This is a genomic window from Microcoleus sp. N9_A1, from assembly GCF_036701795.1.
Lineage (GTDB): Bacteria > Cyanobacteriota > Cyanobacteriia > Cyanobacteriales > Microcoleaceae > Microcoleus.
This window is the reverse complement of record NZ_JAUBRI010000032.1, coordinates 1-13,460: the sequence shown is the minus strand read 5'-3', so window position 1 is coordinate 13,460 and position 13,460 is coordinate 1. Positions and strand designations below refer to the sequence as shown.

Here is a 13,460-nt window from a genome sequence, read left to right as displayed (position 1 = left end):
CTTATCAATCTAAAAATTGTGCGATAAGTCTAGCCAATTGTATCTAAACTTGCGAAACCCCGATCGGCCTAACTGACCTATTCCTCTCAAAAACAGCCCTCGGTTTCAAAGCAATTCTCAGCAACAGCCACAGCGATCGCCATTCTCCGGGAGTTTCCTGCCGCTGCCACTGGCCCGGCCGACAGTACAGCATTTCGATCAAACAGCGGTGCTGGCTAATGTTCAGGCGATCGAACGCAATTCGCACAGTGGGAAATTCCACAAAACTGCACTCTTTTCCATCCCGAAAACTAGACCGCAACTGAGATTTATCGCTCACCAACTCAATCTTAGCCACAGGAATAAAACAGTTCTCTTCCAGAATTTTCAGAGTCGCCGAATCGCAATCAATCAAACCTTTGGCCAAACGACGCTGAGTGCCCAACTCAACAACAGACGGCGCTAGCGATCTCCTTGCCTTGACTGCCGCACTGCGAGGGAGCGCTTTTATTTTACCCTGGGATAAAGTTGTCTCAAAGGCATATTTTGGCAAAATCTCTGCTGCTGTCAAACTTTCTTTACTGCCTTTATTTTTCACCCCAAAACTTGGCCACTGCGTCAAAGCAACTTCAGCGCCACTTTCCGAAATGACAGTGGTTACACCCCAAAAACTTTGACCGCCAATATTCAATTGTACAACCCTGCGTAAATTGAACCATTCGTAAATGTCCGGCTTAGGAATATCCACCAAAATCAGTAATGCAATCCCCAGCATCAGCAGGTTGTAAGCGCTCCAAATCCATCCTAAACTCATTCCTTTTGACAAATGTACACTTTCTGATATTGACTGTACGGTGCCAACGTTTTTAACTAAATTAATGTTTAAATTGTGCCACAAACTGAATGCTGTAGCTGCAAACAAGACAATCAAAGGCCATCCCAAGTTCCAGTTAAAACGAAAGCGATCGCTTGCAATTCCTTTTGGCGTCACCTGAAACCCTTTCCCAAAGGGATTCAGCATGGAACTCACTACCGTCACCGCTAAAGGAATACACTGGACAAACGAATAAATATCGGAAAGCAAAGCAGATCCCGATCTGCGGTTCAGCCAAGAAAACACGGTAAGTTGCACCAAATAGTAAGGCAGGAAAAAGTACAGCAATTCCCGCGCAGTTGCTCGCAAAGGAATGATGCCGAAAAACGAATAAGCTAAAGGTATTAACAGATATAAAACCTTGGTTAAACTGGTAAACCAGTGCAGCAATCCTTCCAAATGAGATAGCCTTTGTACGAATCTGAGACCGCGAATTGTTAAAGGATTGGAATCAATAAAAAATGCCTGAAGCGTGCCTCGTGCCCAGCGTAGCCTTTGATTTAGATGAGCCTCTATATTTTCAGCCGCCAGACCAGCACTCAATTTTTCATCTAAATAAACTAAGCGATATCCGGTTGCTGACAGCCGAATTCCGGTAAAATAATCTTCGCAGATTGAATCTGTGACCAAGCCTCCCGCTGTTTCTAAAGCACTCCGCCTAACTACAAAAGATGTACCGCAACAAACCACGCTGTCGGCGCTGTCTTTGATGATTTCAATTTGCCTGTAAAATATTTCTTCTTCCGGCGCGAGTACATTTTCTAAACCTAAATTACGGGAGATGGGGTCGTGGTTGTAAAAGCTTTGCGGTGTTTGAACGAGGGCGATTTCGGGATTTTGAAAAAATCCAACTGTGCGAGTTAAAAAGTTTTTAGTGGGAATAAAATCTGCATCGAAAACAACAATTAGTTCTCCATTAGTTAGGGCTGTGGCATGGTTAATGTTTCCAGCTTTGGCGTGAATATTATCGGGTCGGGTTATATACTCGCATCCTAGTTCTTTTGCCAGCAACTTGATTTCATGCCGCTTAGTATCGTCGAGCAAATATACTTTTTTGTTGGCATAATCTAAAGCTTGACAGCCGATTACAGTGCGCCGTAAAATAAAAGCCGGTTCGTTGTAAGTTGGGATGAAAATATCTACGGCCGGGGTGAAGTTTCCAGCTTCAACTGCAACTGCCATGCGATCGGCTTCTCGACGCCGGTCTTTCATTCTCAGCATTAAATACAGTTGAATACTGGTGTTGAAAACCAGTAGCATTTCTAGGAAAAACAGCCCCAAACTAAAGATACCGTTGAGGGGATCGGTTAAATTTAGAGTAGCGAGCGATCGCCATAAAACGTAACGAATGGTTAAAGCCAGAACTATTGCAACTACTACAGCGCGCGACCATTTCTGCGGTTGAGGCGAAATTTTAATTGCAGCTAAAGCAACGGACACCAGGGCGATAGTCGGCACTAACAAATACATCTTGCTCGTAGCAGGGACTTGCAGCCACACAGGCGGGTTTTGCTGCCAAGTGTTGATTATGGCAAAAATACCGCTGACTGTACCTTCACGGGCAAACCAGGCTCCGGCGATCGCACCTGCGAAAGCAACCGCCCCCAACACGACTAGCGTTGCCGTCGGCACCCCCGAAATCCGCCACAAGCGGCGTTTCAAGTCTTGAAAATCAAATCTTGAAGTTGTCATAAAATAAATTTAAAGTCCCGCTCGTGCATGCAGCAGTAAGGGTTTCCTGCTGTCCACTTTTTAATTCAGTTGAAAATTCCGACACACCCCCATTACTATATTTACATTTTTTAACATTCTGACCATTGTATGATAATTCATCTTGCTTGATGTTGCCAAACTGCTTAGCGAGTCCAAACCTGGCAAAATCTAGCAGAAGGAAGAAGAAAAAAGGCTTTAGTTGCCTAGGAGAGAAGTCTATCGATTTTAGATTTTAGATTTTAGATTTTAGATTGAAGCATTGACCCCCCGGATAAATTCGGGGGCTTGTATCCTGGATACTTTCGGTCAGAAGCAATCTTCGGCAAGGATTTCAGCAATTAATAACCTCCTAACTTACCCTTTGCTGACATTGCTGCAAAAGGCTTTCGGGCCTGTTCCACCATAAAAAATATTTCTTGTGGGCCGTTTCTCGGACGCCACCCATAAAAAGCTTATTGAAAATCCTGCCACATCTCAGTCATAAACGTCGGGCGCGCTTGCTATAGTTCAAAAAAAATTATCTTGTCTACAAATCAAATAGGATTGCTATATCAAACTATAGCAATCCAGATGATTTAACAATTAAACGAATTCGACATCTAACTAAAGGTAGATTAATTTTATATTCATTTAAAAAAATTACCGCTATCCCAGCACAAAAACCCAGCCATCAAAAAACTAATCAGCAATTTCTAATTGCGAGATTGCATAGCGGGCGACAGCCAAACTAACTCTGGCTTGTTCTATTTCCGACAATTGGGCCCAAGGTCTTTTAGTAGCCATGACCAATTCCCCCCCTTCGGAATCAACATCTCGCATGGCATAAGCCAAAGGACGTGCCAACACTTGCAAATCTTCCTCAGCCCACTGAGGCAAAATATCTAAGACGCACTCTACCATTTGGTCAGCTAAAGATTGATACTTAACAGTTGCGTTTTGCACGCTTTGAGCGATGCTGGCCAGAAAATCTTGAGGAACGCGAGCAAATTTCTCGCGCAAAGACTTTTGTAGAGCAGTCGTCAGCCAAACTTGTTCTAATTGCGAAAATAAAACTTGGGACTTCAGGGCAATATCGCTGTCGCTGAATGAATCAGATAGCGCAAATTCCTGCTCTAGGGCAGCCAAATAAGATTCGGATTCAAGCTGTGCAGGATTCCAGGGGTAAGCAACATCAGTCTGAACAATTGTGGCGAGAAGTTCCATCTGGGCTTGAGTTTGAGAGTCGCGGAAATATTCAGAATCTGTAGATTGGGTAGCCATGATGTAATACCTAAGTGGGAAAAGGAAAAGACAGAGGGGGGACTGTGCCAAGAGCTAGTTGCGAGCTATCAGTGGTAAATAACTCTTTCAAATTCAGACTGGAGACTCAACGCCCAGAACTTTGCTGTGCTACTCGCTGCTTGCCTTCATTAGCTACACCCGCACCTTAATTCGTTCCGCAATCAGTCTCACTGTAGCCCGAAGTTTTAGGAACCTCAATAGTGAACTCAAAAATCTGACCTTGAGAACTGCCAAATTTTAGCTGAGTCCCGCTGCGTAGCAGCAATTCTTGGTGGTGAACTCTCTGCCATCCCTCAGATCCCAAAACTAGAGTCCCATAACGAGAAAAATCGCGCAGGAAGTAGCTAGGTTCTTCCCGGCTATCTCCGATACTGTTGCGGCAGAAAATTTCGGCGTGTTTTTGAGAAACCCACTGTTCTCGAATCACTACGTCGTTTTCTTCCCAGCGTCCGACTCGAACCATACCTGCGCGAATCGGCCAAACCTGATTGGTCGATTCGGTGGATTTGGCATTTGGTCGATCGCGCCCCCGTAAATAAGCACAAGACGGCAACCGTCCCAGCCAAGTAGAAGAATTTAAAGGCAACTCTGTTTTGAGGTCATCTACCGGCTCAGTTAGCTGACCGTCAAACTCAGGGTGCATATACAGCACAGGCAGCGTCCAAGCCGGTTGATTGAACTTGTAGAGCGTTAGTAACTGCTGTCTGGCGACGGCGACTGCGCGATCGATCGACATCCGTCCGGCCAAAGCTTGGGCAAAAGTTTGGATAAAACTTAGGGCCTCCCGATCGGCGATCGAGTCCCGCATCCCCAACACCGCTGGCACCCCGTGATGGATCAGTACCTCAGCCAAACTGCTGCGGGCGATCGCCTGTTGTTGGCCGTTAGTTAAGTGCAGCCTCTCCACCGCCGGCTGAGCTCCCCAGCAGGCATTAAACACCGCCAGAGTCACGCGGCACCGAACTAATACATGAGCTAGTTCAGTGCCATTAATCGCCGTTTCCGGCCCCAAAAACAGCAAACCGCCGTCGGGGCCAGGTATCCCGTGGCCGGCGTAGAACAGAATGTTGTAAGCTTGCGTTTCCAGCCGAGAAATGAGTTCCGCCGGAGTTGGTTCGATCAGAGTATCGACGCGAGTCGGAACGCTGATGTCAAAATATTTGCCGCTGTCGTCGGTTTGAAAAGCACTTTCCAGAACGCCAGCTAGGGCGAGTGCTTCTTCTCCCAACTGCAAATGACCGTTATTACTGTTGGAAAATTGAGAATTAGCGCTGCGGCCGGTTTCGGCTTGTCCCAAAACTAGCAAAATGTTGAGCGACTCCGCAGGCTGCAGGGGTGGCAAAGGTTCAACATTGCTGGTAGTGCGGCTGAACAGCAGTTGCTGCGACAGAGAAATTGCCGGTTGACCGGCTTGAGGCTGCATAATTTCCCAAGGCAAAGCAATTAAATACGGTTCGCGCAAGTCTACGCGTACTCGCAGGGGTAGATTTTGCCCGATCGCGATACCTTTACTTTCCTGGAGACTACCCTGAATCGGGCCTTCAAAAAGCCACTGCCAAAGATTAATCCCCAAATGCTGCATCAGGCGGCTGCTGTAGCTTGCCGGTGGCGACGGCGGATTCTGCTCCCCCCTCTCAACCAACCCCCCTTGGCCGAGGCTCAAAGGCACAGGAGGCATGGGTGAAAGTGACTGTAGGGAGTTAGGGGTTCGTTGTTCAATTTCTGCCAGTATATTCTGGTTGTTTTGGGGCGAGGCGAAACTGCCATCAGAATTTAGGGGCAATTCGTGAATTGTCCCGGAGGGCGAAAACATTTCCTGCCAAGCTTTCCAAGATTGGGAGAGGGTATCGGGCCACATACAGTCGTGGTGAACGTACCCGCTGGGATAGGGGGCTTGTAGAACCCAAGTGGCAAAATGGTTTGCCCCAGCGGTTCTCAGGCGAGCGATCGCTATACTGAGGCAAGGACTTTCAGGGCGCGCCATTCACAACTACCGACTCTGGATATAGGGTTGGATTGAGTTTCTCTATTTGTAGTTTATCGGGTTTGGGGTGCTTTTCGAGTGCGAGAGATTGCTTTGGGAGTTTTTACTTTTACTTAGTGCCCAAAAATTTATCTAAATTCGGTAAATCTACCCAAGTTCCCGTAGCATTCGACTCCTGGGTCAAATCCATCAACAACTGCGAGTAAACCCCTTCTCTGAGGGACGGTATCAAAGATTTACCGGCATCTATTGCTTCTACCCACCTATCTACTACTCGAATAAACGGTGCAATCCTCCCGTCTGGATAAACTTGAGGAAACTCCAATCTTTGAGGAATTTTGATTTCAGCTAAAGGTTCTCCACCTTGGGAACCCCACAAGCGAAATCCGTGGACATAATCTTGCTGGTTGTCGCTTCCTAACACCAACGTACCCTTACTCCCGTATATTTCCACCCAGTGTCCCCGCCCTTGATAAGTAACAGAACTCAAACAAACTTGACAAGGAGTTCCCCCGGCTAATTCCAACATCAACGTGCACGAATCATCGGCATCAACTAATTTTAATTTTCCCGCATCATTCGGATCGGGCCGCCGCGAAATTCCTGTAATCAAATGCCCAGAAAGCCTCTGCGGCGGGCCGAACAGCCAGCTAATATAATCAAAAACGTGAGAACCTGTCGCGCCCAAAACTCCGCCGCCTCGCTCTTTTTGCGCGTACCAATTCCAGGGGCGACTCGCATCAGCACGGCTCGACACCAGCCAATCAATCTTAATTAAACGCTTTTCTCCCACATATTCTGCTGCCAATAATTCTGCTAGCATTTGCCATGCGGGGATGAAGCGAAACTCAAAGTCCATTGTGGCAATTGCTCTCGAACCACCATTTTTAAAATCGGTTTGAGATTCGTTGTTGGCCAATCGGTAAAGTTCCCTGGCTTCATTTGCTGTCAGGGCTGTGGGTTTTTCTAATAATAAATGCTTGCCTGCTTCCAAGACGGTTTTTGCCATTTCAAAATGCAAAAATGGCGGTGTGGAAATGCTGACGCCCGCCACTTCTGGGATGGCTACTATATCGGCGATCGAGTCGCAAGCGTAGGGGATATTGTGGGTAGAGGCGATCGCCTTTGCTTTGTCTAAATTCCGGTGGTAAACAGCCACAACCTCTGTCCGGTGATGGGCCTGGAATCCGGGAAGATGCACTTTTTGACCGAAACCTGTACCGACTACTGCAACGCCAATTTTTGACATGATTTAATAATTGGGAATTGGGAATTGGGCATTGGGAATTGGGAATTGGGAATTGGGAATTGGGCATTGGGCATTCTCCCATCTTCGATCTGGGAGAATCTTTTGGGTTCTCATACCGAACACTTACACAAAAGCTGGCGCTGAGTTAATCTCATGAAGATATGGTTGATGAAAACAAGTTTTTTCTAATCTTGTTAAAAAAATTGCCATAAAAAAGGAACTATTACCTATTGATTTTTCGAGAGTGTTGGGGTATATTTTAGATAATGGGAGTGGTGACTTAAAGTTTATTTAAGTCACCACTCCCATTATATTATTGTACTTCCTAGGAGTTTCAAAGTCAAGCTTTTGGCATTAAAAAAAGGGTAATTATTTTAATTTTTAAAAATTAAAATAATTGGCTCATGACTAATTCTCGGTTAGGTTGTAACTTCTAGTTTCTGCCTGCGAGACAGTCCATTCAATTACTTGTTTGCCCAAATTAACGCCGTCAAACAAGTCAATTTCTCTGATCCCTGTAGGGCTGGTGACATTAACTTCTGTGAGATAACCGCCAATGATATCAATGCCGACAAAGTACAGTCCGTCCTGTTGCAGCACTGGTTCTAACTGAGTGCAAATTTCTAGTTCGCGATCGGTAATTTCTGTTTTTGCGACTCGGCCGCCGACGGCCATGTTGCCGCGAAATTCATTGCCGGTGGGAATGCGGTTGATAGCACCGATGGGCTTGCCGTTCAACAGCACTATCCGCTTGTCTCCGTCTTTTGCTTCGGGGAGATAAGTCTGAACCATCACTGGAACTTGCCCTTGTTGAGTGCTAATTTCGACCAGGGAGTTGAGATTGCGATCGCCCGATTCCAGAAACAAAATCCCCTCGCCAGCTTTGCCGCCCAAGGGTTTAAGAACTGCTGCTCCTTTTTTCTCAACAAATTGGCGAATTACCTGCTTGTTTTGAGAAACAATTGTCTCGGGGATCGCTCCCTCAAATTGTAAAGCGTACATCTTTTCATTTGCCGCCCGCAATCCTTTGGGACTGTTAACTACCAAAGTTTTAGCCGGATCGATGCCGTCTAGAAGGTAAGTAGCGTAAAGGTAAGGAACGTTGACTGGGGGGTCTGTCCGCATGAATACTGCGTCCATTGCTTCGAGTGGCTGCAATGTAGGCTGTTCCACCTCGTACCAGATCTGAGCCGCCTCCCAGCGTCCATCTACCACTTTTACTGGGGTGAGGGCTACCCGACTGAGCATTGCCCAGGTTTTGCCGCCGATGACGCTTAGTTCGTTGGCTTGAGTCGCCCAGATTTCGTGACCCAACTCTTGAGCTGCCTCCATCAGCGCTACGCTGGTATCGTGTCCTGGAATTAGTCGCGCGAGGGGATCGATGATGAATGCAAATTTCATTGTCAATTAAAATTAAGAATTGGTCGCAGGAAAATTTGGGCTAACGGAAAATTCGACAGGGAATGCCTCATTTTGCTGCTAGCAGGGGGTCTAGCTGGCCTAGGGCATCGAGTTGGTGGATTTCGTCGCAGCCACCTATGTGTTGGTCGTTAATGAATATTTGTGGGAGGGTGCGGCCTCCGTTGGCTCGATCGCTCATTTGATCCCGTGCTGCTTCATCTCCATCGATCGCGTACTCTGTAAACTCCACTCCTTTTCGCTTGAGCAGTGCTTTGGCACGAATGCAAAACGGGCAGGTTCTCCAAGTGTAAATTTCTACTTTAGGGGTCATCGGACGCTCAAACAATAACAATATTTTTTAATTGTAATCTTAACAATAGTCTGGACAGTTTTTAGTTCCTAGGCTGAAACCCTCGATTTTTCGTTGGTAGCGAACTTGCCTTGGAGCCTTGAAACCCTTATTCTACGGTTGGCTATCAAAAACTGTCCGAAGAATTGATCTTAACCAATCTTATTTTAATTTTTATATTTTAATTTTTATTATATATAGCAACCTTATCTGTTGCACCGGAGGTTATTCATTGCTGAAACCCTTGCGGGGAATATAATTTGCCTTCTTCCTTCTTTTTACCCTGACTGAAGTCGCTATAACCTTCTGCCTTCAACATCCGGCTCTCTTTGCAGCGCACAAGCTAGATGTCAAGTTATTTTTTATACAATTTTTGATTTTTTATATATTAAGTCAACAAATATCCACGCTTAAATAAACGGAGACATTTTGAAGGAAAACAGGTTGGTCATCAGCCTGCCTAGCGCTGCGGACCAACCTGCTTGTTTCGCTTTCTGCACGAACAGATCATTCCTGCACCTGTCAGTAGGACTGCGATCGCAGTACCCGGTTCAGGAATAGAAGTTGAGCTTCTCGAAGGTGTGCCTGTGTATATTTGGGACAAACTCGGCTGGGTCGCCGGCTGTTCGGGTAATGTCGGTTCGGGCAATGGCGGGTCGGGTTCCGGGTTGGGGGGTGCTGATGGCGGGCTGGGGGCACAGGCAGTAGAATAATTTCCAGGCCCACACACATCTACTGCTGCTGAAGCCGGAGGGGCGGCAGCTAGATAGTAGAACGCTGTTGCCATTGTGGCAGAGAGTCCAATTGCTAGTTTTGCCAGTGGCGTACACATAACTATTTAGTTAAACAGTGGTAAAATCGAAAAATAGAAATAGTCCTAGAGATTAGCGCTGTACGACGGGCAAGGATTTTAGAGTTCTTACAATAAATGGATGTATTCTCTCGCGGACGTCTGTAAAAGATAGTATAGCGCTTGAGGTGAATGCCCAAACACTTTAATAAAATTATTTTCTTTTACCTTGACATCGCGTACCGTGGTTTCCACAGGTAGTTTGCAAAGGTAGTTTGCACAGAGTTAAGCAACATCTTTTTGCAACCTCTGAACCAACAGCCCTAACAGCCATTAACAAAGAGTCTTTTTACCTTGACCGCGACCTCCGGAAATTAATTATTTAACCGATCGCAAAATAGAGATGCTGTATTGTACTTTGTCATGCACAATCTGACTACTCTTTTATAATCTCATAGTCCGACTAGATCTGTCCTCAGTATATGTACGTATATTCCCCCATGTCAACTATTCAAAAGGAATATTTAAGTATTTACCGAGGGTAGAGGGCGTATTGAATGAGCTGAGCAAGTCTGTCGCGGAGAGTTTCCATCCCCAAACCTTTGGCGGCCGAAATAAATACTGCTTGAGGAAATTCTTCTCGGGCGAGGGCGAGAGTCTCTCCATCTACGGCATCGATTTTGTTAAAAACTACAAGGGCGGGGCCGGGAGTTACGGGCATATCTGTCAAAATATTCATGACCGATCGAATTTGGCTCTGCCACGCGGGATGGGAGAGATCGACCAGGTGCAGCAAAGCATCGGCGTCAGTAACTTCTTCGAGGGTAGCCCGAAAAGCGTCGATCAAGGAGGGGGGCAGTTCGCGAATAAAGCCCACTGTATCTGTGAGGACGATCGACAAAGGTTCTCCAGTGACAGCGCTCTGAATCGTCAGCTTTCGGGTGGTGGGGTCGAGGGTGGCAAATAACTGGTCGGCGGCGTAGACCTCGGAATTGGTGAGCAGGTTGAGCAGAGTCGATTTACCGGCGTTTGTGTAGCCGACGATCGCGACTGAGGGTACGTCCATATAGTGCCGGTTCTGCCGCAGCCGGAAACGGTGAGCAAGCAGTTGATTGACTTCTTGCTGCAATCTTGAAATGCGTTTCGCGATCGTCCGCCGTTCGGTTTCGAGTTTAGTTTCACCCGGGCCTCTGGTACCGATGCCACCGCCCTGTCTGGACATTGCTTGACCGCGACCTGTCAGGCGGGGCAGTGTGTACTGTAGCTGAGCGAGTTCGACTTGCAATTTACCTTCGCTAGATCGCGCTCTTTGGGCAAAAATGTCGAGAATCACCTCGGTGCGATCGACTACCCGGATACCGATCTGAATTTCCAAGTTCCGTATTTGTGCGGGGGACAGGTCGCGATCGAATACCACGAGGTTAGCGCTAATCGTTTGAGCGGTGAGGGAAATTTCTTGAATTTTGCCTTCACCGACCACTGTCTGCGGGTGGGGGTTCGATCGCTTTTGACGCACTGTTTGCAATACCTGACCCCCGGCACTTTCCACCAGCCGGGTGATTTCTGCGAGTCCGTCCTCAAAATCCAGTAGAGTCATGTGCTGAGTCATCACACCCACCAGCAGCACTTTATCTTGGTCTGCATCAACCTGCTTAGCTACAAACTCTGCTTGAAAATCTGCTTCGAGTCCTTCCACCAACTCCAGAAAGTCTTGATCTGCGAGGTCGTCCAAACTCAGAGGTTCTGATATTTTCCAGGGAAAGTTTTGAGTTTTGGTTGGTGATTTTTGAATTACAGGTTCTTCTATTTCCTCAGTTTCATCAGTTGAAGCTGGTTCTAACTTAGCGCTCAAAACAGAGAATTCAAAATTTGGCCGGTCTCCCTGGGGTATCAGGTGAACGAGATAAGTTTCTTTGATGTAACCTGTCGCACCGCCGCCGCGACGCTGAAACCCTCCGCCGGTCAGCGTCAGCCACACTAGGGCGTCTAGGCGCTGAATTGCCATTGCCGTGAGTGCTGCTTCGCTGGGTATTTCTGGCTTGAGGTGGGTCGCGATGCAGCGAATGCCGCTGAGGCGACCTCCCCCGTAGCGGGGCAATTCTAGGGGCGCAATCTGGGTTTGGCGGGGTGTACCGACGCCGACGCGAATTACTTGTCCGCGGCGGTTGATGTAGGTGCAGATTGGTTTGTCTATTTCCGTGCTGATGGCGGCGACGCGCTGGGCGAATTCTGCAGTGGTGATACGATCGCCCGGTAGTCGCTGGTGGTAAAGCTTTTCGAGTTGCTTGAGCTGGCTGGACTTTAAACCTTGAAGATTGCCGTAGATGGTTTCGATAACTGTTTCTCCCGATCTATCTGTTTATCTCCTATTTTAGTTAACTCAAGGGCGATCGTGTTCAGGTTTTGAGTTGAAATTTACTAAATTTTCTTGCGTCTAGCAGAGCGCGGATTCAGTATTGTCGAGTCACCAGCGCCGTTGTTTGTCGCTACGGGGCGATCGAGCTTTTCACAGCAGCCATTTCAACTTGCGGTTTTATTTGGTATCTCCAGATACAGGCGATCGCTTAAAAAATCTCCCTCAACAAAACTTAACACTTTATTTTCCATTTCAAAATCCTCCTTTAGACTTGTGTATATCTTGAGCCTACAGGCAGATAGCAAAGCTGAAATTAGGCCGCTACTATGATAAGCGAAACATTGTTAAGGAATGTAAAAACATGGAAACTCGTCCTACTAACGTACCTACAACCACTAATGCCTACAACGGCAAAGATCGCAATGCCTTTTTGTTTGGCTTCAACCCGCAAGCAGAACTTTGGAACGGCCGCTTAGCGATGATCGGTTTCTTAGCTTATTTGCTTTGGGACGCCGCTGGATATAGCGTTCTCCGTGACATACTTCACTTTCTGCCTACCTACATTGCTCAGTAATGAGTAGCTGTCTTTCCTGTCTGGCAGCGTGAGTAAATGCCGCCACTGCCAGACAGGCTAAAAGTTACAAATGGCAGCGAGTATGGTTTTGTCCCTTTGTATCTTTCGTTACTTTTGAATGGCATGAAAAGACTTCTTGCTGTAATTCGATGATTACGGGTGGGGGCGCTGTCGCTGGCGCGGTGAAGATTGACAGCAACAGATATTTATTGCGTAAAGGCGATCGCCCCTGCTGTATTTTTGGCAAGAAATCTCATCAAGCATTTCTGATAATTTATGAAAAATAGGAGCATCAACGATGATTAACTCAAATTTACTGGCAATAGTAGAATCGACTCTAGCTGACACAGCATCAGGAAATTTGCAAAAACCAATAGTGATGTTTGTTTGCAATATATTAGCATTGCTAGTTCTCAGCCGCCGAATTTGGTATCCCCACGTCGGGCCGAAAATGCCTTTACCCTTCCCCTCTTTGTTCAACAATGTAAGCGTACCGGCATTTCTGGCTTGCATGAGCGCCGGTCATTTGCTCGGAACATTCCTGATTTTGACCCTCAACATCGACAAGTATTTCTAGGAAAAATGGCGTCGTTTTTGTGGTGATTTATTGCTACAATTTTTAGTAGGTTAAAAAGCGCCAAAAAATGGTAGGGGTAAGTGAAAAGCACTCACCCCTAATTTTAATTTTTGCGATCCAATGACGCACAAATCGTTTTTTTTTACCACGCACCTACAACTAATATCAATTCCGGTAGCATCGAAATAGTAAAATCCACTCATACCAATTTTTTATGAGGCTGCATAGAATGCGATCCCCCCTAGCCCCCCTTAATAAGCAGGGTGGATTAATTGTCGAGAGGTTAAATCAAGGCTATGAAGGCTATTGACAGACATTATGCGAGGCATTTAA

10 protein-coding genes are annotated in these 13,460 nt (G+C 46.7%); 3 read left to right on the top strand and 7 right to left on the bottom strand.

Annotation, left to right across the window (positions count from 1 at the left end):
* Positions 1 to 43: 43 nt before the first annotated feature.
* The 6 genes from QUA58_RS16210 to grxC all read right to left on the bottom strand — a co-directional run bounded on the left by QUA58_RS16210 (position 44) and on the right by grxC (position 8,812).
* Positions 44 to 2,545 (bottom strand): glycosyltransferase family 2 protein, encoded by a 2,502-nt coding sequence (locus tag QUA58_RS16210; protein WP_333394862.1) that lies wholly within the window; start codon positions 2,543 to 2,545, stop codon positions 44 to 46.
* 699 nt (positions 2,546 to 3,244) lie between these two features.
* Positions 3,245 to 3,826, bottom strand: coding sequence for a hypothetical protein (locus QUA58_RS16205; RefSeq protein ID WP_333212388.1), 582 nt, complete (start codon positions 3,824 to 3,826; stop codon positions 3,245 to 3,247).
* A gap of 166 nt (positions 3,827 to 3,992) precedes the next feature.
* Complete coding sequence (locus QUA58_RS16200; protein ID WP_333394861.1) at positions 3,993 to 5,831, bottom strand: CHAT domain-containing protein; 1,839 nt, start codon at positions 5,829 to 5,831, stop codon at positions 3,993 to 3,995.
* Between the two features lie 109 nt (positions 5,832 to 5,940).
* On the bottom strand, positions 5,941 to 7,080 hold the full coding sequence (locus tag QUA58_RS16195) for a Gfo/Idh/MocA family oxidoreductase (protein ID WP_333251593.1): 1,140 nt from the start codon (positions 7,078 to 7,080) through the stop codon (positions 5,941 to 5,943).
* Between the two features lie 408 nt (positions 7,081 to 7,488).
* Positions 7,489 to 8,481, bottom strand: a complete 993-nt coding sequence (gene gshB / locus QUA58_RS16190) for a glutathione synthase (RefSeq protein ID WP_333394860.1) — start codon at positions 8,479 to 8,481, stop codon at positions 7,489 to 7,491.
* A gap of 67 nt (positions 8,482 to 8,548) precedes the next feature.
* Positions 8,549 to 8,812: a glutaredoxin 3 gene (gene grxC / locus QUA58_RS16185; protein ID WP_333251595.1), complete on the bottom strand. Its 264-nt coding sequence runs from the start codon at positions 8,810 to 8,812 to the stop codon at positions 8,549 to 8,551.
* Positions 8,813 to 9,312: 500 nt separating this feature from the next.
* Between grxC and QUA58_RS16180 the strand changes: the two genes are divergently transcribed.
* Complete coding sequence (locus tag QUA58_RS16180) at positions 9,313 to 9,543, top strand: hypothetical protein (protein ID WP_333309709.1); 231 nt, start codon at positions 9,313 to 9,315, stop codon at positions 9,541 to 9,543.
* 609 nt (positions 9,544 to 10,152) lie between these two features.
* On the opposite strand, the gene hflX is transcribed toward QUA58_RS16180, so the two are convergent.
* Positions 10,153 to 11,955 (bottom strand): GTPase HflX, encoded by a 1,803-nt coding sequence (hflX, locus tag QUA58_RS16175; RefSeq protein ID WP_333251672.1) that lies wholly within the window; start codon positions 11,953 to 11,955, stop codon positions 10,153 to 10,155.
* Positions 11,956 to 12,337: 382 nt separating this feature from the next.
* Here hflX and QUA58_RS16170 point away from each other — a divergent pair, with 382 nt between their 5' ends.
* Both QUA58_RS16170 and QUA58_RS16165 read left to right on the top strand, forming a co-directional pair.
* Entirely contained in the window at positions 12,338 to 12,550 is a 213-nt protein-coding gene (locus tag QUA58_RS16170; protein ID WP_333251597.1) for a chlorophyll a/b-binding protein, read from the top strand.
* Between the two features lie 298 nt (positions 12,551 to 12,848).
* Positions 12,849 to 13,127, top strand: a complete 279-nt coding sequence (locus QUA58_RS16165; RefSeq protein WP_333251598.1) for a Photosystem I reaction center subunit PsaK — start codon at positions 12,849 to 12,851, stop codon at positions 13,125 to 13,127.
* Positions 13,128 to 13,460: the final 333 nt, after the last annotated feature.